Source organism: Anabaena sp. UHCC 0187 (assembly GCF_009712035.1).
Taxonomy (GTDB): domain Bacteria; phylum Cyanobacteriota; class Cyanobacteriia; order Cyanobacteriales; family Nostocaceae; genus Dolichospermum.
This window is the reverse complement of record NZ_VILB01000005.1, coordinates 147,621-168,642: the sequence shown is the minus strand read 5'-3', so window position 1 is coordinate 168,642 and position 21,022 is coordinate 147,621. Positions and strand designations below refer to the sequence as shown.

Annotated in this window: 23 protein-coding genes; 6 read left to right on the top strand and 17 right to left on the bottom strand. The window is 38.6% G+C overall.

The annotated features are described in order from the left end of the window. Positions 1-58: 58 nt before the first annotated feature. Both FJR11_RS05445 and FJR11_RS05440 read right to left on the bottom strand, forming a co-directional pair. Positions 59-1,060, bottom strand: coding sequence for an SDR family oxidoreductase (locus FJR11_RS05445; protein WP_168502696.1), 1,002 nt, complete (start codon positions 1,058-1,060; stop codon positions 59-61). Positions 1,061-1,302: 242 nt separating this feature from the next. Beyond that, complete coding sequence (locus tag FJR11_RS05440; RefSeq protein WP_168502695.1) at positions 1,303-1,407, bottom strand: PetM family cytochrome b6-f complex subunit 7; 105 nt, start codon at positions 1,405-1,407, stop codon at positions 1,303-1,305. Between the two features lie 224 nt (positions 1,408-1,631). Between FJR11_RS05440 and pdxA the strand changes: the two genes are divergently transcribed. Beyond that, positions 1,632-2,699, top strand: coding sequence for a 4-hydroxythreonine-4-phosphate dehydrogenase PdxA (gene pdxA, locus FJR11_RS05435; RefSeq protein WP_168502694.1), 1,068 nt, complete (start codon positions 1,632-1,634; stop codon positions 2,697-2,699). 250 nt (positions 2,700-2,949) lie between these two features. Here pdxA and FJR11_RS05430 read toward each other — a convergent pair whose 3' ends face one another. From FJR11_RS05430 to FJR11_RS05380, 11 genes are all read right to left on the bottom strand, one after another. Beyond that, positions 2,950-3,666 carry a response regulator transcription factor gene (locus FJR11_RS05430; protein WP_168502693.1) on the bottom strand — a complete coding sequence of 239 codons (717 nt, stop codon included), beginning with the start codon at positions 3,664-3,666 and terminating at the stop codon, positions 2,950-2,952. A gap of 471 nt (positions 3,667-4,137) precedes the next feature. Then, positions 4,138-5,310, bottom strand: coding sequence for a molybdopterin-synthase adenylyltransferase MoeB (moeB, locus tag FJR11_RS05425; protein ID WP_168502692.1), 1,173 nt, complete (start codon positions 5,308-5,310; stop codon positions 4,138-4,140). Positions 5,311-5,343: 33 nt separating this feature from the next. Beyond that, a complete protein-coding gene (locus FJR11_RS05420) occupies positions 5,344-5,817 on the bottom strand; it encodes a Mov34/MPN/PAD-1 family protein (RefSeq protein ID WP_168502691.1) in 474 nt (157 codons plus the stop codon). A 63-nt stretch (positions 5,818-5,880) separates the two neighbouring features. Next, entirely contained in the window at positions 5,881-6,609 is a 729-nt protein-coding gene (locus FJR11_RS05415; protein ID WP_168502690.1) for a carbonic anhydrase, read from the bottom strand. Positions 6,610-6,690: 81 nt separating this feature from the next. Beyond that, a complete protein-coding gene (locus FJR11_RS05410) occupies positions 6,691-7,221 on the bottom strand; it encodes a retron system putative HNH endonuclease (protein ID WP_256366769.1) in 531 nt (176 codons plus the stop codon). Positions 7,222-7,325: 104 nt separating this feature from the next. Next, positions 7,326-8,687: an AAA family ATPase gene (locus FJR11_RS05405; protein ID WP_168502689.1), complete on the bottom strand. Its 1,362-nt coding sequence runs from the start codon at positions 8,685-8,687 to the stop codon at positions 7,326-7,328. A 173-nt stretch (positions 8,688-8,860) separates the two neighbouring features. Then, positions 8,861-9,412, bottom strand: coding sequence for a 5-formyltetrahydrofolate cyclo-ligase (locus tag FJR11_RS05400; RefSeq protein WP_168502688.1), 552 nt, complete (start codon positions 9,410-9,412; stop codon positions 8,861-8,863). Positions 9,413-9,555: 143 nt separating this feature from the next. Continuing rightward, complete coding sequence (locus FJR11_RS05395; protein ID WP_168502687.1) at positions 9,556-10,500, bottom strand: GDP-L-fucose synthase; 945 nt, start codon at positions 10,498-10,500, stop codon at positions 9,556-9,558. 24 nt (positions 10,501-10,524) lie between these two features. Next, positions 10,525-11,610 (bottom strand): GDP-mannose 4,6-dehydratase, encoded by a 1,086-nt coding sequence (gmd, locus tag FJR11_RS05390; RefSeq protein WP_168502686.1) that lies wholly within the window; start codon positions 11,608-11,610, stop codon positions 10,525-10,527. Between the two features lie 332 nt (positions 11,611-11,942). Next, on the bottom strand, positions 11,943-12,701 hold the full coding sequence (locus FJR11_RS05385) for a sugar transferase (RefSeq protein WP_168502740.1): 759 nt from the start codon (positions 12,699-12,701) through the stop codon (positions 11,943-11,945). Positions 12,702-12,814: 113 nt separating this feature from the next. Beyond that, positions 12,815-13,957 (bottom strand): glycosyltransferase, encoded by a 1,143-nt coding sequence (locus FJR11_RS05380; protein WP_168502685.1) that lies wholly within the window; start codon positions 13,955-13,957, stop codon positions 12,815-12,817. A 208-nt stretch (positions 13,958-14,165) separates the two neighbouring features. Between FJR11_RS05380 and FJR11_RS05375 the strand changes: the two genes are divergently transcribed. Continuing rightward, positions 14,166-15,098 (top strand): NAD-dependent epimerase/dehydratase family protein, encoded by a 933-nt coding sequence (locus FJR11_RS05375; protein ID WP_168502684.1) that lies wholly within the window; start codon positions 14,166-14,168, stop codon positions 15,096-15,098. Positions 15,099-15,153: 55 nt separating this feature from the next. Here FJR11_RS05375 and FJR11_RS05370 read toward each other — a convergent pair whose 3' ends face one another. The 3 genes from FJR11_RS05370 to FJR11_RS05360 all read right to left on the bottom strand — a co-directional run bounded on the left by FJR11_RS05370 (position 15,154) and on the right by FJR11_RS05360 (position 17,989). Next, the gene (locus FJR11_RS05370) at positions 15,154-15,888 is read right to left on the bottom strand and encodes a Uma2 family endonuclease (protein ID WP_168502683.1); all 735 of its coding nucleotides are present in this window, start codon (positions 15,886-15,888) and stop codon (positions 15,154-15,156) included. A 125-nt stretch (positions 15,889-16,013) separates the two neighbouring features. Further along, complete coding sequence (locus FJR11_RS05365; RefSeq protein WP_168502682.1) at positions 16,014-17,372, bottom strand: DUF3370 domain-containing protein; 1,359 nt, start codon at positions 17,370-17,372, stop codon at positions 16,014-16,016. A gap of 38 nt (positions 17,373-17,410) precedes the next feature. Beyond that, entirely contained in the window at positions 17,411-17,989 is a 579-nt protein-coding gene (locus tag FJR11_RS05360) for a peptidase C15 (RefSeq protein WP_168502681.1), read from the bottom strand. Positions 17,990-18,055: 66 nt separating this feature from the next. On the opposite strand from FJR11_RS05360, the gene hisH reads away from it, so the two are divergent. Both hisH and rsmD read left to right on the top strand, forming a co-directional pair. Next, a complete protein-coding gene (gene hisH, locus FJR11_RS05355) occupies positions 18,056-18,691 on the top strand; it encodes an imidazole glycerol phosphate synthase subunit HisH (RefSeq protein ID WP_168502680.1) in 636 nt (211 codons plus the stop codon). 65 nt (positions 18,692-18,756) lie between these two features. Next, positions 18,757-19,338, top strand: a complete 582-nt coding sequence (rsmD, locus tag FJR11_RS05350) for a 16S rRNA (guanine(966)-N(2))-methyltransferase RsmD (RefSeq protein WP_168502679.1) — start codon at positions 18,757-18,759, stop codon at positions 19,336-19,338. A gap of 80 nt (positions 19,339-19,418) precedes the next feature. Here rsmD and petG read toward each other — a convergent pair whose 3' ends face one another. Further along, the gene (gene petG, locus FJR11_RS23490) at positions 19,419-19,532 is read right to left on the bottom strand and encodes a cytochrome b6-f complex subunit V (RefSeq protein WP_168502678.1); all 114 of its coding nucleotides are present in this window, start codon (positions 19,530-19,532) and stop codon (positions 19,419-19,421) included. 199 nt (positions 19,533-19,731) lie between these two features. Between petG and FJR11_RS05340 the strand changes: the two genes are divergently transcribed. Together FJR11_RS05340 and FJR11_RS05335 are read left to right on the top strand one after the other, a co-directional pair. Then, the gene (locus FJR11_RS05340) at positions 19,732-20,106 is read left to right on the top strand and encodes a cytochrome c (RefSeq protein WP_168502677.1); all 375 of its coding nucleotides are present in this window, start codon (positions 19,732-19,734) and stop codon (positions 20,104-20,106) included. A gap of 245 nt (positions 20,107-20,351) precedes the next feature. Beyond that, positions 20,352-20,954: a cytochrome C gene (locus FJR11_RS05335; protein WP_168502676.1), complete on the top strand. Its 603-nt coding sequence runs from the start codon at positions 20,352-20,354 to the stop codon at positions 20,952-20,954. Positions 20,955-21,022: the final 68 nt, after the last annotated feature.

Below are 21,022 nucleotides of genomic sequence, written 5' to 3'. Positions count from 1 at the left end.
GATTTTTCTGTATCTAATAGTTACACATTTTTGATTCATGTCACCATTAGTCTTACATTTATTGACTATTGGCTTTGGAAGATTGTTTAAAGGGAGTCCTTTTACTTTTGAGCTTTTTGGTTTTAGCTTTCTCGTAATCCAACTGTTTCAGCTTGTTCATAATCCGACTGAAATATTCTTGTAGATATGCTTCCAAGGTGGTGGTTTGTTCTTTATCTAACCCAAAAACAGTATATACTTCATCCATATTTTCTGCATTTAGAGCTTTACCACTGGCTAAAACTTCTGTAAAAGCTAATCTATCAGCAACATTCCATCCCCACTGAAAGCAGCGCAGTAAATTTTGTACAGCCCGTAATAATCCGATGGGCATTCGTGTAACTTTTGCATCTCTATCAGATAAACGTTCACAAAGATTAATAATTTCCTCTGCACTCCAAGCGCGAGTTCCCACGACTGGGAAAGCTTGCTTTTCTGTTTCTGGAACAGTCAAAGCCCGCACCGCGAATTTAGCAATATCCTGAGTATCCATATAGCCAATAGGTGAGGATGTTCCTGTTACCCATACTGGTTGTTTTTCTAAAATAGGTATGCCATATTGACCAATTAGCCCTTGCATAAATCCAGCTAAACGTAAAACCGTATAGTTTAAACCGGACTCTGCTAAATATGCTTCCGTACATCGCTTAATTTCCATCAGCGGTACATTGGGGTATTTATCAGCATCTAAAATTGAAAAGAAGATAAATCTTTCTACACCAGCAGCTTTAGCGGCTTGAATTAATGCTACTTTGCCATCCCAATCTACTTCTTTAATAGTTAGTGAATCTGTGGCGCGAGATGTAGCAGCATCAATAACTGCGGTTACACCTGTTAATGCTTCTGTCAGGGTTTGTGGATTACACAAGTTTCCCCGTACCAGTTCTGCGCCCCATTCTTTCAAAAAAGCAGCTTTTTTAGGACTCCGAACTAGACAACGAACTTTGTACCCTTCATCAATTGCGCGACGAGCCACTTGTCTTCCCAAAGTGCCAGTTGCACCAACTATTAATAATGTCATGGGGTTGGTTATATATCTTAATGTTTATGAAAAGAATCTTAACAGAATTTAGTTATCTAAATAAAACTTTACATCTTTTTAAGGAAAGATAGGAGTCACCGAGTCAGGAGTCACCGAGTCAGGAGTCACCGAGTCAGGAGTCACCGAGTCAGGAGTCAGGAGTCAGGAGTCAGGAGTCAGGATAAAGAATTAATTTTTCTTCCCCTGCTTCCTCTGCTTCCCCTGCTGCCCCTGCTTCCGTTCTATTCTTCTGCGCCTTGAATTTTGAGTAACAAAGCACCAATTGCCCAACCTACGAAGATTAGACCGAAAGATAGCATCCCTGCATTTAACATTTCGCCGCCCATTTGCTGTAATGCTCCTTTGTGGATTGTTGATTTATGTTTCCTGTTTTTCAGACTGCTGAATTTGATTTGAAGACTCAAATCTGATTTTCAACTTTGAGGATTCAGGTAAAATAGGTCTATCAGAACTATTTGGATTAGACTCCTATCAATAATTCTAAACCAATTTAGGGATGATAATTGGGGATAGATGGAGATGGGCGGGGAAACCCCTCCCCTACAAAATAATGACTAATCAAGATAAACGGACACGGTTGGTGCTGACCCTGGGAGATCCTGCGGGTATCGGTTCTGAGGTGATTTTGAAGGCTTTGGCAGATCCTGAAGTTACTCAAAATTGTGATGTGGTAGTGGTGGGGAATAGAACTTTATTAACTAAAAGTTATGAAAGTATCAGTAAAAATATCGAGAATTCTCTAGCTTTAGCTAATCCGGCTGATTTGTCTATAGTTGATGTTCCTACTGCTGGTGAAATTATCACAGGTGTAGGGAATACGGCTAGTGGTGCGGCGAGTTTTGCTTATATGGAATATGCGATCGCTCAAACTTTGGCGGGTGAGTTTGATGCAATTGTCACCGGGCCTATCGCTAAATCGGCGTGGAAAGCCGCTGGTTACAATTATCCGGGACAAACCGAACTTTTAGCCGAAAAGGCTGGTGTTGAGCGTTTTGGGATGTTGTTTGTGGGGCGATCGCCTTTTACTGGTTGGACACTCCGCGCTCTACTTGCTACCACCCATATTCCTTTATCTCAAGTAGCTGCGACTTTAACACCGCAGTTATTGACAAAGAAATTAGATTTGTTGGTGGAGTGTTTAGAAAATGATTTTGGGATTAAAAATGGCAGAATTGCGATCGCCGGGTTAAATCCCCACAGTGGAGAAATGGGACAACTGGGAACAGAAGAAATAGATTGGTTAATTCCCTGGTTAGAATCAGAACGGCAAAAACGCCCGCATTTACAGCTAGAAGGACCCATCCCCCCAGATACAATGTGGGTAAAACCAGGTATTGCTTGGTATGGTAATTCTGTGATCAAAAATCCCGCTGATGCTTATCTAGCACTTTATCACGACCAAGGTTTAATTCCCGTGAAGTTAATGGCTTTTGATCGGGCGGTAAATACTACCATTGGTTTACCATTTGTGCGGACTTCCCCGGATCATGGAACAGCCTTTGATATTGCCGGAAAAGGGATTGCTGACGGGACAAGCATGAAAGCAGCGATTAATTTGGCAATGGATTTAGTTAGACAAAAACAAAGAATATTGGCAAAATTAAGTAGGTCAACATAATAAAACCAAACTGTGTAAAGAACAATAAAATCTCCCAAAACCTCTTCACTCTTGCCTTTTGCCTCTTGCCTTCCTACAACGATAATTTTTAACGCCAACCTACTTATCGGATTTTATCTGAGGCTTGAGTAGACACGAATCCCTGACTGGCTTTAGCTTCAATATTTACAAAAGAATAATACTGATCATCTCATCAAGCCTCGATTTCAACCAAGTTGTTAAGCTATCGCAACAATTATTTTTTTAGAGTTTAAACTTTGATGTTTTCTGGTGGATCAAACTTATAACCATAACCCCGCACCGTTTTAATGAACTCCGGCATACTAGAATCAACTTCCATTTTCTTCCGGAGTTGGCCAATATGCACATCCACAACTCGCCCATCTCCCACATAATCACAACCCCAAATCTTTTGGATCAGTTGGGTACGACTCCATGCTTGTCCAGGATGGGTAGCCAGAAAATGTAAAATGTTAAACTCTAAAGCAGTTAAGGCTAAAGGTTTATCATTAAGTGTTACCTCTCGTGCGTCTGAGTTAATGGCTAACTGGTTAAAAGTGAGGCGGTGTGAGGGACTGGGCTGGATATAGCGGACACGCCTTAACAGGGCTTCTACCCTAACTTCCACCTCGGCTAGACTAAATGGTTTGGTCAAAAAATCATCTGCACCAGCAGCCAGGACTTTAATTTTATCAGCTTCATCATTGCGACTGGTGAGCATCATGATTAAAACATTGGTACGACTTTGCATTTCTTGACAGAGTTTATAGCCATTTGCATCTGGTAAATTCCAATCGAGAATCACTAAGGCCGGATTGAATTGCTCAAATAAGAGCAGAGCAGTTTTACCATCTGCTGCTGATTCTATTTGATATTTCCGACTCAAGAAACGCTGGATGAGATTGCGAACACTGGAATCATCATCTACAATCAGAATCTTGGAATTGGTCGTGGAAAGCGTATCCATAATGCAATCTATTATTATTTTGGCAATTTACTGTGGCGATAGATGCTGTTTAAGTTGTGTTTTTGCAAGTAAACTTACTCTCAAGTCTTGGTCATATATAGCAAGAAGGTTGAAAGTCCTTTGCTGTCTGATAGCGTAGCCTATGGCTAACGCCAAGCTAGGCTAGAGTCATGTTTTATTATCACTGGATGTCCTTACCTACCTAAAAACTGCTTTAGCTAAATTTTCCATGAAGTTTATGCAAACTTTAGACATCTTACTCTTTAAAAAGAGTATGAGTAATGGACAATTTTGGTATTTTTTAAAGATTTTTTTGTATAAATTAGGTACATAAATCAAATTAGATTCCTATATGTTAAGTATAGCAAGATACCCGATTTCTTAGATAATTCGGGTATCTTGTTGTTAAGATCAGATTGGGGATAGTTATAGGTTTTTCCCAAACATTATCAACAATCCCGCACAAAATTATTAATACTGAGGAACAGAAGCATCTACTTCTTGACTCCAAGCATTAATTCCCCCTTTAACATTTGTACCAGTAATTCCCGCTTCCTTGAGGATAGCCAAGGCTTTCGCCGAACGTCCACCCAGTTTACAATGAGCAATTAAGCGGTGTCCATTGAGTAATTCCTTCACCTTAGCCACACCACCACCATTTTCAATATCTGGTAACGGGACTAACACAGAACCAGGAATTTTCGCAATTTCATACTCATGAGGATTACGCACATCTAGCAGCACAAAGTCCTTTGCACCACTATCTAATAAGGCCTTCAATTCCTTGACGGTCATTTCTTGAATTTCCATCTGCTGTTTTGCTTCTTCGGCTTTAGCTTGGGGAATACCACAGAATTGTTCGTAATCTATTAGCTTGTCAATAACTGGACGGATGGGATTAGGACGCAATTTTAATTCCCGGAATTTCATATCCAAGGCGTTATAAAGCAACAGTCTGCCACTCAAGGTAGTACCATTACCCAGAATAATTTTCACTGTTTCTGTGGCTTGAATAATGCCAATCATTCCCGGTAAAATTCCCAGAACTCCACCTTCTGCACAGGAAGGAACCATTCCTGGTGGTGGTGGTTCGGGATATAAGTCACGATAGTTGGGACCACCTTCATAATTAAAGACGGTTGCTTGTCCTTCAAAACGGAAAATAGAACCGTAAACGTTGGGTTTATCTAATAATACGCAAGCGTCGTTGACTAAATACCGAGTTGGGAAATTATCAGTTCCATCAACAACGATATCGTAAGGACGAATAATATCCAGAGCGTTTTCTGAACTCAGACGAGTTTCATGCAAATCAACCTGACAATGGGGGTTAATTTCATGAATCCGGTTTTTTGCTGATTCGATTTTGGGTTTACCTACCCAGGATGTCCCGTGAATAACTTGACGTTGCAGGTTAGAAGTATCCACAACATCAAAATCAACAATACCAATTCTGCCTATACCTGCTGCTGCAAGATATAACAGCAATGGTGAACCTAGTCCACCAGTACCAATACACAATACACTGGCGGCTTTTAGTCGTTTTTGCCCTTCCATTCCCACTTCTGGCAAAATTAAGTGGCGGGAGTAGCGTTCGTAGTCGTCTTTTGTCAACTGGATTTCATCCAGATTGGGATTTAGCATAGCAGTTGTATGAATCAGCGCGGAGTATTAATGTTAACTTAAATTTGCTAATTTTATCAGTTCAATTGTCTCGGCTTGAAACTGGTGGTTTTCATCAAGAGTCCAGCTTTGCAGTTCACCAGCTTGAGTATTTTGTACGGATAATATCACATAAGAGTATTCTGGCCAAGCATATATTCTATCCCATTCTGAGGGAACAGCAGGATAATCAGGATGGGAATGATAGATCCCAATAATATTTAAATTGCGGTTTCTCGCTTCTTTCTGTGTTTGTAACATGACTTGAGGAGCGATAGCATATCTGCTTCTGGTACTGTATTCTTCTTGGTTTTCTGTAAAATTACTCTTTTCCCTATTCCAGACGTTTTCTGTGGGGATGATTTCTACTACAATTTTATATTCACTATCTATATAACCTAAAATTAGCCCACAGCATTCATCTGGGTAGGTTTTTTCAGCATGATTTTTGATAATTTCTAGATGATTTGTTTTGAGTTGAAGATTCATGGTGGCTTTCAAACGCAGATAGACGCAGATAAACGCAGATAAAGAAAAAAATATGGATAAATATCAAGTTAAAAACCGAACTCTGCCAGTATCAATATCATAGTAAGCACCGACAATTTTTAATCTGTTATCACGGATTAATCTATCTATAATTTGTGAATTATTTTGCAATTTTCTAGCTTGGTATTCAATATTATTAATCACTGCATTATCATTAATATTACCTCTCATTCTTGGATTTTGAGATAAACTTGGCTTAATGCCATCAACTACAGAACCGATGTTACCATCATCTGGTTGATTATCCATCGCTGCTGATACTGCACCACATCCTTTATGACCCAGAACAACTATTAATTGTGTTCCTAAGTTAGCAGCAGAATATTCTAAACTACCAATGGTTTCATTACTGGCAATATTACCAGCTATCCGCACAACAAATAAATCTCCTAATCCTTGATCGAAAATTATTTCTGGTGGTACGCGAGAATCTGCACATCCTAATATTGCTGCATAAGGATACTGTTTTTTAGATACTGATTGTAAACGTCTTTTTGTTTGATTTGGATATTGACGATTTTGATTAATAAATCTTCTATTACCTTCTATTAATCTTCTTTTTGCTTCCTCTGCACTCACTGGATTAGGATTAGGATTATTTTCAGGAATCCTGATTTGTGAACGGTTAGTAATGATTTCATTACAAGCAGTTAGAGTACCAATACTCAAGGTACTTAAACCTACGAATTTCAAGAAGTTACGACGACCTAGAAAACCGTTAATTTTACTCATGACTCCACCTGATAACTTCTACATGATTTTTACAGAAGATATCAGATTTGATAATGAGGTTAGAGTACCTGATTACACGGTTTAAGGGTTATTTAATCTTTTGTTTAAATACCAAAAAATATATTGGCAATATGGACTATATTTGCCTTCTGCATCTTTGCTACTCAGTTCTTCTAGCGTCTTTTTTAGAGATTCTTTTGACCAAGTTTTATTAGGAAATTTTCGATTTAATACTGTAATTACTGTATGTAAAGCTATTTTACGATTATCTATAAGAGTTTGATAGTTAAGATTTAAAATTTCATTTAGATCAGTATTGATATTTTCATCATCAGAAAAAATTTTTCCAGTAGAACTATATCTGATCTGATTTTCACAATTTTTACTAAAATCGGCTGGATTAATAGTAATTTCTGCATCACCTTTTTTGGGATTACAATGCTGATTATTCTTTTTACTACCACGATTACCTGAACAAGAAGCAAGGAGATTTTTATAATTTATTTGTAATTCTGGATATTTACTTTGTGGTTCCCAATGCTCAATTTCCATATTCTCTTCAGATATTCGTCGCATACAATAGCAACAAATATAACCTTGTTCAGTCAGCAATGCTTTTTTTTAAGGTTCTTTTGGATGATATCCGTCATAATTTGTATCTTTTATTTTTCGATATTTCAAAAGACAATCAGGTTCTATTCCTTTGATAATGCGTTTCATTCTACCCTGTTTAAAAAATCAATAAGTGTATAAGCTTGAAGCATATCTGGATCATTATTCCCCAATAATTCAGATAATTCTTTGAGTTTTATTTTGGCTTCTTCTAATTTACCATCATCTATTAATTCAAAGCAACTATCTATTCTTTCTTGCATTTTCACAGGTCTTTTTTCTACACCCATGACTTCAGAAAGAATTGAGTTACTGTCTCTCCCAAAAGTATGGGGTGTTAATTCTACAATTTCTGAATCTTCTAAAATAAATACGTTTTCTCGGTTGACTCCACTCAAAACTTGAGGAGAATGAGTAGTAACAATAAATTGACAGTTGGGAAATGTTTTTCTAAAACTAGGAATTACAATTCTTTGCCACTGAGGATGTAAATGTAAATCTATTTCATCAATTAATATTATTCCTGTTCCTTTTTCTAGCAGTTCTGACGGATTAGTAATATTAGGATTTAAAATTGCTAACCGTCGTGCAATGTCAACGACTAACATAAGTAAAGTTTTTTCACCGTCAGAAAGCTGATCTAGTTTAAAGTTTTTACCATTTTTTTTGATAACTAATGAAGGTTTAATTAACTGACGAATACCAGATTCTTTATTAGAACTGACTCTTACTATATGTAAATCGGAAAATTCAGTATTGGGAAAGCCTTCTAAAAATTCTTCTAATGCTTTTCTGACAATTTGTAAATTAGGGTTTCTAAAGTTATTATCTTCTCTTAATCTAACTTCGTTTTCATATTCTTCTTGTTCTTTGAACCAATATAAAAAATCTCTAAAATCATTTATCTTTCCTGAAAAAGCTGTTTGATAACCAAAAAGCCGACTTCCGTTGTCTCTTTCTTCTTCACTCATATCTTCTATGGCTGAAGATTTTATAAATATTCGGTTTGTTTGATAATAAACTATAATTGGCAAAAGAAAATTATTATTATCATCCGTTTGGATAATAGGATTATCAATCAAAAATTTGATTTCATCGTCATCATTATTATTTAGTCTTAAAGTGACTTCAAAAGCATAATTATCTATTTCTTTCTTGTTTGTTTCAAATTGAGTTTTATCTCGATTTTTACCAACTTCCCAGTAAAGCTTATTCTGGGAGTCAATTTTAACATCAATAGATATAAAAACTTTATTAGAACTTATGTTAATATCATCTTCTTGGAGATATAATCCATCACTTGGGTACAATTGTACATATTCATATAAAAGTATAGCAATACTATCTAAAATAGATGATTTCCCTGAACCATTAGATCCAATAAACACAGCCAAATCAGAGGGAAGCGTTAATTTAAGTTCTCGAAAACCTCGAAAGTTTTGTAAATGTAATTCTTCAATACGCATATTTATAAATTGAATATAATTGTAAATTCAAACCGCCAACAAGATGATATTTTGATCTTATCAAAAATTTCCGATTTAATAAAATTAAGACTTATGCAAAATATCTCTCAAACCCTCATTTCTCTGTGACCTCTGTGCCTCTGTGGTTCATTCATCTTTAAATTATTTAATAATTAATCTCCATTTTCTGTAATCACCCTTTCTAAAGGTTTATCCCAACTATCAACAGGTAATTGAGATAAATAAGCAAAATCAAAAACCACTCCTATAGTCGCTTTTGCCTTCCAACCGGGGGAATTTAATAAACGGTCATAATATCCCCCACCATAACCCAAGCGGTATCCTTGGACATCACAACCCACACAGGGGACAAGAATTAAATCTACTGCTTCAATCTCTATTATTGGTGCTTCGTGGTGAGGTTCAGTAATCCCATAAGCGCCGATATTAATTGTGTCGTTAGGTTGCCAAGAATGCCAAACTAAAGACTTATCAACACAACGGGGAAAACCCCAACGTTTGTTAGTGTTGGTATACAGCGAGCTAATATCAGGTTCTTGACGAAAGCTGAAAAAAGCGAGAATTGTATTTGCTTGATTAAATATAACTGAGTTTTGGATATTGGTAGTGAGGCGATCGCTCTTTTCTCTCCATTCTAATAATGTCATTGACTGGCGTTTTTGAAGTAGAGTCCGCCGCAGTTCTTTTTTATTTAGCTGAGACAATTTTGGATTTTAGATTTTAGATTTACAATTCCCTTGTTCCCATACTCTGTATGGGAATTAATTCAGAAGGCTCTGCCTTCTGTGTATATTAGAGTCAGAGACTCTATAAAGCATTCCCAGTCAGAGACTGGGAACGAGATGGTCTATGCAGCGTTTTTCCGCCACCAATCAATGGTGTTCTTTAACCCTTCTCTAAATTCTACCTGAGCGGTAAAACCAAAAGCCTGTTTTGCCCTTTCGGTATCCAAACAACGTCGAGGTTGGCCATTGGGTTTGTCAGTCTCCCACACCAGTTCACCCTCATACTCCATCAATTCGCAGATTAAGGTAATTAAATCTTTGATAGATATTTCGTAACCAGTTCCTAAATTTACGGGTTCAGCATCATTATAAAACTGAGTTCCCATCACTATTCCCCGTGCTGCGTCTGTAGAATACAAAAATTCACGGGTAGGAGAACCATCACCCCACACAGGAAGTTGTTTTTCTCCTCTGGTTTGGGCTTCTTGGACTTTGCGAATTAAAGCCGGAATTACATGAGAACTGCTGGGATTGAAGTTGTCTTCTGGTCCGTACAAGTTCACTGGTAAAAGGTAAATGCCATTAAAACCATACTGCTGACGATAAGATTGCAGTTGGACTAAGAGGGCTTTTTTCGCTACTCCATAGGGGGCATTAGTTTCTTCTGGATAACCATTCCAGATATCATCTTCTTTAAATGGGACAGGGGTAAACTTAGGATAGGCGCAGATAGTCCCTACACAAACAAACTTTTCTATGCCCTGTTGATAAGCAGCATGGATGAGTTGAGTCCCCATCATTAAGTTATCGTAAAATAACTCGCCGGGTTTTTCTCGGTTCAGACCAATACCACCAACATGGGCGGCTAGGTGAATGATAATATCCTGTTGATCTGCTGCTCGTTGGCAATTTTCCCAAACCCGCAGATCACAATCATGCGATCTAGTCACGGTAATTTTCTCACGATTTGCGCCATTTTGACACAGTTGATCTATTACCTGACGACCGAGAAAACCTGCCCCACCAGTGACAAGAATCCGTTTATTTTCTAATTCTAAGGCATTCATATTGTTTGTTATCCTTGATTTGAATTAAAAGTGCATAGATCCCAAATCTTGACGGGTAGTAGCAATATCTCGCGGATGTTTTGAACCATTACCATTACCGTTGGGGGAAGTACAACCCACAGCTTGTAAATCAGCTTCCACCATGAGAGAAACCAATTCTTTAAATGTTACCGATGGTTTCCAGCCTAATTTTTGCTGGGCTTTAGTCGGATCACCAATTAATAAATCTACTTCAGATGGGCGCAAATAACGTTCATCGAATTCTACGTATTTTTGCCAATCGAGATTGACATAACTAAATGCTAAGTCCAGAAACTCTTTCACTGAATGGGTTTCACCAGTAGCTACTACATAATCATCTGGTTGTTCTTGCTGCAACATTAACCACATGGCTTTTACGTAGTCTTTGGCATAGCCCCAATCTCTCTGGGAGTCCAAATTCCCCATGTAAATATTTTTTTGTTTACCAGCGACAATGCGGGCTACGGCTCTAGTTATTTTGCGGGTAACAAAGGTTTCACCTCTTCTCGGAGATTCGTGGTTAAAAAGAATGCCGTTACAAGCAAATAAATTGTAAGATTCACGGTAATTCACTGTTTGCCAGTGGGCGTACAATTTAGCGCAAGCGTAGGGACTGCGGGGATAAAAGGGCGTAGTTTCACTTTGGGGGACTGCTTGTACTAAGCCATACATTTCCGAAGAACCGGCTTGATAGAAACGGACTTCAATCCCTGTGCGGTGTTGATAGTCGCGGACAGCTTCTAACAAGCGTAATGTACCCATGCCGACGGCATCTACTGTATATTCAGGTGAGTCAAAACTCACCCTAACGTGAGATTGAGCGCCCAAATTATAAATTTCTGTAGGTTTAACTTCTTCTATGATCCGCCGCAGTGTTGTCCCGTCTGTCAAGTCCCCATAGTGGAGAAACAGCCGCACACCCTGTTTATGGGGGTCTTCGTACATATGATCAATGCGGTCTGTGTTAAAGGTAGAAGTGCGGCGAATAATCCCATGAACTTCATAACCTTGTTCTAACAAAAGCTCAGTTAAATAAGAGCCATCTTGACCAGTGATCCCAGTAATCAAAGCCCGTTTTAGTTGTGTCATGCTTGATTATGCCTCGTAGTTTTTGATTGAATAATTAAAAATGATCTGATCTAAATTAGCAGTTAAGTGCAAGCACTAACCAATTGTCAAGCTATATGCAGGGGTTGCTATTAAAAAATAGCTGTAACCAAATATACTTCATCAAAAATAGTTTAACAAATAATTATGAGTTTGATTTAGCCAATATCCCTAAATCTATGTATATTACTTGTATATAACTTTGCTAAAGCTTAAATGTATCAATTATAATCTTTACTAAAACTTTATCTGTAGTATCAAAAATAGTTTTTGGGGCATAATATTGCCCCACAACAGGGAATTTGCGTACTTAGTTAGTAAGCTCCTTTGTTTTTGGGCATAATGACAACATTAACTGTTTTGAGGATAATCCACAAATCTAGCCAAAAATTCCGAAAATTGACATAGTGGAGGTCTATTTGTACCCGCTTGGGATAAGGAATATCATTACGTCCAGATACTTGCCACAAACCAGTAATTCCGGGACGGATTGTTAAAACATGATGGATATATTCACCATATTTTGGTAATTCTTCCGCGACTAAGGGACGTGGCCCAACTACACTCATATCCCCTTTGAGAACATTCCAAAATTGGGGAAACTCATCTAAGCTGGTAATTCGCAAAAAATGACCAATTTTAGTGATTCGAGGGTCTGTTTTTAGCTTAAAATTGCTTTCAAATTCTTCTCGCAGGTTGGGTGACGTGGCCATGATTTCTAAAAGAATCTCATCGGCATTGTTTACCATAGTGCGAAACTTAATACAATTAAAGCTGCGATAGTTTTTACCTACCCGTTCTTGAACATAAAAAACCGGTCCTTTGGAGCTTATGGCTATCAATAAGGCCAATATTATGTAGATGGGAGAAAACAAAATCAAGACCGACAGTGAAAAAACTATATCAAACAGTCGTTTAAAAAACTCTCCGTATAAACCCTGAAAAGATAAACTTCTGGATTTCACCTTTGGCTGTTTAACTTTTTGACCACGTTTTGATAAAACAGCCATAGATGTACTGTTATCCTTCCGCGGGTATCGCTTGCCGGAGAGGAGTGAACTCTGGGCAGTCATCATACTCCTTTATAATCCACACCACACATAGTCCCGATCTTAAAGCTAAAAGGCAGTAATTTTAAGAGAAAATTCGCTGTCTTTCTCAATAATAAATACAAAAAGGCTGATGTTTACTTTAGGTAAACTCTTTTTTCACGACATTCATTGATAAAACCTAGATAACGTTCTGCAAAAACCTGTCGAGAAAATTGATTAGCGTGTGTTTGTATATACTCGTAATTGTATAAATGTTGATGATCTGCAAATTTTTCTACGGCATCTACTAAAGCTCCTACTGTTTGGATTTTGAATAATATACCAGTTCCTGTATCAGGATGAGTCCGAATATCTCTCACTGTTTCTGATGCACCACCTACACCATAGGCAATTACCGGAGTTCCACAAGCTTGGGCTTCAACTAGGGCAATGCCAAAATCTTCGCAAGCTGCATAAACAAAGGCTTTGGCACGAGCCATATATTTTTTGACGATATGATCCGGTTGCCATCCTAAGATTTGGATATGCGGTTGAGCTATTTCCTGCAACTTGGTCATTTCTGGTCCTGTGCCAATCACTATCAAGGGTTTTTTTAGGTGATTAAAAGCCTCAACAATTAAGGAAACTTGTTTATAACTCACTAATCGGGAAACTATCAAGTAAAAATCCTCTTTTTCTGAAGAAAAGGAGCATTCATCCAGGTTAACTGGTGGATAGATGACGGTGGCTTCCCGACGATAGCAACGCCAAATCCTTCTAGCTGTGTGTTGAGAGTTGGCAATGAAATAATCTACCCGGTTGGCACTGATTACGTCCCATTGCCGCAAATTATGCAGGATGTAGCGTGTAATCCAGCCAATTGCTCCTTGCCCTAGTTTGCTTTGGTTGAGATAATCAAAGGTTAAATCCCAAGCGTAACGCATGGGGCTATGGCAATAACAGATATGCAATTGATTAGGCGTGGTTAAAACTCCTTTAGCTACGGCATGAGATGAAGATAATATGACTTCATATGCTCGCAAATCCAATTGTTCAATGGCCAAGGGTAATAAGGGTAAATATTTTTGGACTCCTTGACGCGCTTGGGGAAATTGTTGTAAAAACGTTGTGCCAATTTGCCGTTTGTACAAATAACTTTCGGGATTGCTGGATTCAAAATCAATCAGGGCATACAAATCAGCCTGAATGTGATTTAATATTTCCTGAACTACGAGTTCTGAACCACCGGTAGCTTGAGGGGTTAACCACTCATGAACCAAAGCATATTCTAAAGACACAGTTAACTTGAATGGGTGGAAGGTAATGAGGCTGATTTTAATGAGGTGATATTAAGTCTTCCCCATTGTTATCCAGAAATAGGAAAATCCCTAGATTGAATAGAAGATACAATCCTACCAAAAGATGTTCCAAGATGATACTGCAACCTGATAATCTCAAAGATAAGGGTAATTTTGCCACTTGTGGTTATCTAGGAATTAGGAAGTTATGCGGATTCTGATTATTGGTGGAACTCGGTTCATTGGTGTGTACTTGACTCAACTACTGATGAAAGCTGGACATGAGGTGGTTTTGTTCAATCGTGGTAATCATCCCGCACCTTCAGGGGTTGGACAAATTATCGGCAATCGCACTGACTCAAACCAACTTAAAGAAAAGTTAGCACAAGAAACCTTTGATGTCATTTTTGACAATAATGGCAGGGAACTCACGGATACTCAACCTCTGGCAGAAATTTTTCAAGGACGGGTGAAACACTTTGTCTATATGAGTTCTGCGGGTGTATACCTCAAATCTGACCAAATGCCTCACATCGAGGGTGATACCGTTGATCCTAAGAGTCGTCACAAGGGTAAACATGAAACGGAAGCTTACCTCAAACAGTTAGGAATCCCCTTTACTTCTATTCGGCCTACTTATATCTACGGGCCAAAAAATTATAATCCTTTGGAAAGTTGGTTTTTTGATAGAATTGTGCGCGATCGCCCGATTTGTATTCCGGGAAATGGAATGCACATCACTCAGCTTGGCCATGTCTGGGATTTAGCTCAAGCAATGACGCAGATAATTGGTAATGACAAGGCTATTGGCGAGATTTATAATATTTCTGGCGATCGCTATGTCACTTTTGACGGTTTAGCGCGTGCTTGTGCTGTGGCTGCTGGTAAATCTGCTGATGATCTGAAAATTGTCCATTATGATCCCAAAAAGTTTGATTTCGGTAAACGCAAAGCTTTTCCGATGCGCGTACAGCACTTTTTTGCATCTGTAAATAAGGCACAAATAGAATTAAATTGGCAACCTAAATATGATTTAATTTCTGGTTTGCAAGATTCTTTAGTAAATGATTACTTAGCTACTGGTGCAGATAAATTAGAAGTTGATTTTTCTGTAGATGATGAAATTTTGCAAGCTGTTTAATTTTTAGTATTTGTAGGGGTTTAGCATTGCTAAACCCCTACGTTTAAATTATGATTTACAAATCATCAGGATTAATTCCCAATTCTTGTAATTTTGCTGCTAATTTATTAGCTCTTAATTTCTCCTGTTCTAGTTGTTCTAAAGGGGTAGAAATCCAGTTTCCGGCATTATCATACCAACGTAACCATAAACGTTCAATGCCTTCATAACTTCCTTGCCAAAGTCCTAAACCTAACTGTATTCCTGGCATCCAGATTTTCCGGTCACTAACATCTATTTCTTGATAGCTATTGGCGACTAATTGAAAACATTGTAATTTATCTGTGTAACGGTCAAACACAACATAATAGGGAACTCTGATAATTCTTTCATAAACTTCCCACTTAGTTGGTGGCTGATTAATCTCCCTTAAAGTTTGTCCTAAATCTTCTTTTTCTGTGCCAGGAGATAATAATTCTACCATGACAAAAGGAGCAATACCTTCTTGCCACATCACATAACTTAAACGTAAATCACGCTGTTCATAAAAACGAGAACCCCCCACCACAGCAAACCAATCTGGACGTTTATACCATAGTGGATGGTGAACATCATAATAAAGGTTTAAATCCGTGGCAACTAATACCTCATCTAAAGGATAATTAGGAGGTAAAAAAGTATCTCTCAATAATCGTGGTTGAAAAATGTGAAATTCATCTGGCAAACCAGCATCCTCCGGGTATTCGCTAGGAAGATCATACATTGTCGGTAGGGTGTCTTTAGCGGGAAGAGGTGGATCTGTTTGGTACATAATTATCCTTACCAACTAACTCTAAAGTAACTGATCAAAAAATATCTTGTGGGATAATTTAAGATATACAAATTCTCTTGCTCATAACGATTTTATCATTTTGCTGAATGTTTAATGCTGTTGACCTATTTAGCCTGAGTTGATACCGTTAAAACCTGTGGTGGTGAAGCATCAGGTGGATACAGAAAGTCAACTTGGACTAAAGATGTATTTCCTGGTTTTATATTCAATAACACCAAAGGTTCTCCCGTTTCACCACGCTTTTGAACTAAATGCACAAACTTATTTTGCCATTTTCCCTGGTCTTGATAACGTAAGCGCACCGTTCCCCGAAAGAAGACTTGACGCGCTGGGGGCTTTAAAAAGCGCAGTCCCGGTTTACTTAACTCATTCTCTTTTAGTGGAGTTTGGACTGCAACACTCACCGTTTGTGGATTTTGAGTATTGTTGTATAAAGGTAACTTGAGACTATATTGAATACCATAATTACCATGAGCGTAATAAGCAGTATCAGGGTAGCGCACTAACATGGGTGCGGTTTGAATTTGATTTGTGCCGAAAGTTCCCCCATGTAAGGTACTTAAACCGTAGGAAAACGCTGCACCGGGTTGAGGAATGGTTAAATACTTGCTTTTCGGTGCATCTACTATATCTGCTAACCATCGAGAACCCTTAGATACTCCCGCTACACGTCCGTAAATTGTCGGTTTGTTGTTTCCTACTATGGGAGTGGGGACTTTATCTCTAGGGGTAGATAATTCACCATTGTCTAATAAATTTTGCCATTCTGCTAAATTGGGCGATCGCTCACTACCGTCAGTATTTGTACGGGCAAACATCGCCAAACTTGCCGCGTAAACATTACCATTACTTCGCAGTCGCAGATATGTAGAACGACCATTTAAAGGGGGTGTTAGTCCTTGGACGGGAATTGGTAAATTTAATAACATCTGGCTTTCCCCTGGGGGAATAATAATTTGGGAGGGGAAAATATCTTGTCTTTTTCCTCTCAAAATATCAGACATAACTCGACTACCAGGCCCGGCAAAAACTGTTCCTAAGTCATTGGCAATTAAAGATGGTAATTCCTTAAATGGGGCATCTGGTTGACTTAAATAACTCGCACCTTGCAATATATTTACTGTCACTGGTTGAGAACCAGGATTATGTAAGATGATGCCCAAATACAAAGAACGTAAATTTTCCGGTGGGTCAGCTTTAGCAATATGATGGGCAAAAATATCAAATTGTCCCCGTAAGGGAAAATTTAAATGGGCTGAGGTGACTTTTTTTCCCGCTGCTGGAAATGTAGAAAGTAAGATTCCTTCTTTTAATACCAATTCTGGACTATTGCTATTAAATACCGGCACTGAATCCAATCTTCCCGGCAAAGGACGTACTGATTGTATTTGTAATATTTCTTCTGGTGGTGGTGTGGTAGGGGCAGCTTGAGCCAAGGCAAAAGGAAGTAATAGTGGCAACATAATACTGAGTAAATTTGTTTAAACAGACGTTAATATTTCTAGAGCAGTGCCAAGTTGTTAATGATCAAAATGAAATCAGCAATCATCCCCATCGAATTTTCTGGATTTAAAATTGGGACGTGGACAAAAATACACTGAGTTGACAGTTGGGACTGGTGTAAATAGTCTAAGACTAAATAATAAAGTCCCTCGCAGACAAACTTACCACAATCGTAGCTAATCTCAACTGCGGCTGTTCCCACTAATAATTTCTCGATATCAACGGTGGTTTGCAAAATATTTTCGGGAGAATTTATAGACTTTTCCGGCAAAATATCAGTAGAATTTATAGACTCTATAGACAAGATGCCTGCACTACTGGCCAGGACTTCTACGCTTAATTGTGAACGACTGGTAGCCATACCACAACAGATAATATAGTCAGGCTGGATGTCATTAATTTCGGTAATGACGTGAGAACTTGCCAGTTGCACATCTACAGGGAGACGGTGCAAAAAATTTAAATCATGGGGAAGTGAAGCCATTTTGGCTAGTGCGAGTAACAAGTCATCGGATGAATTTGACTCTTGTTGGCTTAACCAAATGTCAAAAGAAGTTAATAGTATTTTTTTTTGCATTATAAATAATAATTAGAATTAGAATAATTAAAAGCCCTCCCTCATAAATTTACAAGGAGCAGCTAAATGCCAGTGATTGCAGTTGTTGATTACGATATGGGAAATTTGCACTCTGTTTGCAAAGGATTAGAAAAAGCTGGTGCAACTCCTCAAGTTACTTATTGTTCTCAAGAGTTGGCAAAAGCAGATGCTATAGTTTTACCAGGAGTGGGAGCATTTGATCCGGCGGTACAACATTTGCGAGCGCGGGGTTTGGAAAAACCGATTAAAGATGCGATCGCTTCTGGTAAACCGTTCTTAGGTATTTGTTTAGGATTACAAATTTTGTTTGAATCCAGCGCCGAAGGAACATTACCAGGACTAGGAATTGTGCCGGGAAAAGTCCGCCGATTTCGTTCTCAACCGGGGATGACAATTCCCCACATGGGTTGGAATCAACTCCAACTCAACCAGCCAAAAAGTCTTTTATGGGAACATTTACCTATCGATCCTTGGGTTTATTTTGTGCATTCTTACTATGTTGAACCCACAAATCCCCAAGTTCGGGCGGCCACTGTTACTCATGGTGATCAAACTTTTACGGCGGCCATCGCTCATGAAAATCTCATGGCTGTACAATTCCATCCTGAAAAATCATCAAATGTGGGATTGCAAATCTTATCTAATTTTGTGGCTCAAGTCCGCGAAAAAGTTTTTGCTTAACAAAAGTTTGGAATATTTTCAGGTGTTTATTTTTTCAAAGTTCAAGTTTTAATGATCAATAACTAATGAGTCTGAGAATTTACGGGAATCGTCTGCTAAAAACCTTACCAGGTGAACATACCAGACCTACCAGTGCGCGAGTCCGGGAAGCATTGTTTAATATTTGGCAGGGAACAATCGTTGGTTGTCGCTGGTTGGATTTGTGCGCCGGTAGTGGTTCTATGGGTGCGGAGGCTTTATGCAGAGAGGCCAGCGTTGTCATCGGCATTGAAGAATCTAGTCAATCCTGTGCCATAATTCAAGAAAATTGGCAGCAGGTAGCCAAGCCAGACCAAAAATTTCAGCTATTACGGGGAAATGTTACCCAACAGTTAAAAAAATTATCAGGTCAAAAATTTGACAGAATATATTTTGATCCACCTTATGCTAGTGGATTATATGAACCAGTATTAGAAGCGATCGCCCAATATCAGCTTTTAGATTCCCAAGGAGAAATAGCCGTCGAACATCGTTACAGAAATTGGCAGCCATCAAACATTTACAACTGGGAAATCTGCCGTCAAAAAAGCTATGGTAAAACAGCTTTGACATTTTATCAGCAACAGGGAACAGGGAACAGGGAACAGGGAACAGGGAACAGGGAATAGGGAATAGACGGAGAATTTTCTTCTTTCTTCTTCCTGGACTCCTGACTCCTGACTCCTGACTCCTGACTCCTCAATTAATATCAGCCGCCCAATTCGGTAGGACGCTTGTATTGTTTGTAAGCAGCGTAGAATAATCCGCTTAAAGTTACAAAAACTAAACCAAGTACAATACCTGATAGTAGGGGTTCAACCACTGTAAAGCTCCTTGTTGCAATTATGGAAAAATTCGGTTCCTGTTTTTGATTTTACCAAATCTGGCACTAATCCCGCGTCCCATAGCAGCTTTAAATCTAAATACTATCTAAAAATCATCATTTGTACTTGCCAACACAATCAAGAAATTTTAAGCTATGTGTAGGAAATGAAAACTTGCACATTGTTAAAGCAACCCTTTTGGATAACCAGCTCATCAAACCTGAAACCCTAATTCAACAGTTCGTTATCTTCACCGTAGCGATGCTGATAGCCTTGCCATTAATCCTGTTTGGGATTGAGATAGTCAAAGCCTCTGATCCTTATGTTAAAAGTGTTCTATCCCTCCAGGGAAACCCAGTTCAGGGAAAAGCTATTTTCCAAATCAACTGTGCTGGTTGTCATGGTTTAGAAGGAAATGGACTAGTTGGTCCGAGTTTACATGAAATCTCCAAATATAAATCCCGCTATGGGCTGATTCATCAAGTAACTAGCGGAGAAACTCCTCCTATGCCGAAATTCCAGCCCAGTAAGCAAGAAATGGCAGACCTTTTAAGCTATTTAGAAAGCTTATGAATATTTGTGCATAATTAGTATCATAAACTTACTGATAAATTATTATTTCTGTTTAAATAGTTTTATTTACGTTAAAGTTAGTAACAAAGAAACGCAACAAAGAATAAACAACAAAAGTGTTGACAAATACATTTATATTAAATTAAAAACCTTAAGGGATGGTGAAACCAGAGGTGCTGGAGTTGATGAAATTTTAGGAACTTTTCCCCTACCCACTGCAAATAAATAGTCAAATTAAGAACCCTATGTCAACTTTAGTTAAAATTAAATCCCACCGGCGATTAAAAAGCCAACTACTCATCGTCATGTTGGTGATTTTTGCTTGGAGTGTAGCTATGGGCTGGATATTGGGATTTGCCACCAGCGCCCACGGTGCAAATCCTGGGGCTGCAATTGGGACTGTGGATGTCGTCCCAGCACGATACCAACCAGGACAAGAACTGTACTTAGAAAACTGCTCATCTTGTCATATTGCCTTACCACCAGCGGTGTTTCCTAGCCAAACTTGGCAAAATCTCCTAAAAGACTCCCAACACTATGGCGCACAAATCCAGCCTTTAGGCAAGCTTCAACATCTTTTAGTATCAAAATATCTTTACACCTTTTCCCGCGTGCAACTGCAAGATGAAACAACACCCTATCGCCTCAAAGACTCCCGTTATTTTCGGGCTTTACATCCTGGCGTAAAATTACCTAATCCTGTAAATATTGGTAGTTGTGCGAGTTGTCATCTTGGGGCTGATAAGTATGATTTTCGCAGCCTTACTCCAGAGTGGGAGCAGGAAGCAGGGGGCAGGGGGCAGGGGGCAGGGAGCAGGGAGCAGGGGGAAGGGAGCAGGGGGAAATAATTTAATGACAACTGACAACTGACAACTGACAACTGACCAATGAAGCAGTTTAAATATTAAGATAATAA

Excerpts from the sequence above, each read along its gene's own strand:
- FJR11_RS05445 (WP_168502696.1), bottom strand. The coding sequence starts at position 1,060 with ATGACATTATTAATAGTTGGTGCAACTGGCACTTTGGGAAGACAAGTG.
- FJR11_RS05440 (WP_168502695.1), bottom strand. The coding sequence starts at position 1,407 with ATGGGCGGCGAAATGTTAAATGCAGGGATGCTATCTTTCGGTCTAATC.
- pdxA (WP_168502694.1), top strand. The coding sequence starts at position 1,632 with ATGACTAATCAAGATAAACGGACACGGTTGGTGCTGACCCTGGGAGAT.
- FJR11_RS05430 (WP_168502693.1), bottom strand. The coding sequence starts at position 3,666 with ATGGATACGCTTTCCACGACCAATTCCAAGATTCTGATTGTAGATGAT.
- moeB (WP_168502692.1), bottom strand. The coding sequence starts at position 5,310 with ATGCTAAATCCCAATCTGGATGAAATCCAGTTGACAAAAGACGACTAC.
- FJR11_RS05420 (WP_168502691.1), bottom strand. The coding sequence starts at position 5,817 with ATGAATCTTCAACTCAAAACAAATCATCTAGAAATTATCAAAAATCAT.
- FJR11_RS05415 (WP_168502690.1), bottom strand. The coding sequence starts at position 6,609 with ATGAGTAAAATTAACGGTTTTCTAGGTCGTCGTAACTTCTTGAAATTC.
- FJR11_RS05405 (WP_168502689.1), bottom strand. The coding sequence starts at position 8,687 with ATGCGTATTGAAGAATTACATTTACAAAACTTTCGAGGTTTTCGAGAA.
- FJR11_RS05395 (WP_168502687.1), bottom strand. The coding sequence starts at position 10,500 with ATGAATGCCTTAGAATTAGAAAATAAACGGATTCTTGTCACTGGTGGG.
- gmd (WP_168502686.1), bottom strand. The coding sequence starts at position 11,610 with ATGACACAACTAAAACGGGCTTTGATTACTGGGATCACTGGTCAAGAT.
- FJR11_RS05385 (WP_168502740.1), bottom strand. The coding sequence starts at position 12,701 with ATGACTGCCCAGAGTTCACTCCTCTCCGGCAAGCGATACCCGCGGAAG.
- FJR11_RS05375 (WP_168502684.1), top strand. The coding sequence starts at position 14,166 with ATGCGGATTCTGATTATTGGTGGAACTCGGTTCATTGGTGTGTACTTG.
- FJR11_RS05370 (WP_168502683.1), bottom strand. The coding sequence starts at position 15,888 with ATGTACCAAACAGATCCACCTCTTCCCGCTAAAGACACCCTACCGACA.
- FJR11_RS05365 (WP_168502682.1), bottom strand. The coding sequence starts at position 17,372 with ATGTTGCCACTATTACTTCCTTTTGCCTTGGCTCAAGCTGCCCCTACC.
- FJR11_RS05360 (WP_168502681.1), bottom strand. The coding sequence starts at position 17,989 with ATGCAAAAAAAAATACTATTAACTTCTTTTGACATTTGGTTAAGCCAA.
- hisH (WP_168502680.1), top strand. The coding sequence starts at position 18,056 with ATGCCAGTGATTGCAGTTGTTGATTACGATATGGGAAATTTGCACTCT.
- rsmD (WP_168502679.1), top strand. The coding sequence starts at position 18,757 with ATGAGTCTGAGAATTTACGGGAATCGTCTGCTAAAAACCTTACCAGGT.
- FJR11_RS05335 (WP_168502676.1), top strand. The coding sequence starts at position 20,352 with ATGTCAACTTTAGTTAAAATTAAATCCCACCGGCGATTAAAAAGCCAA.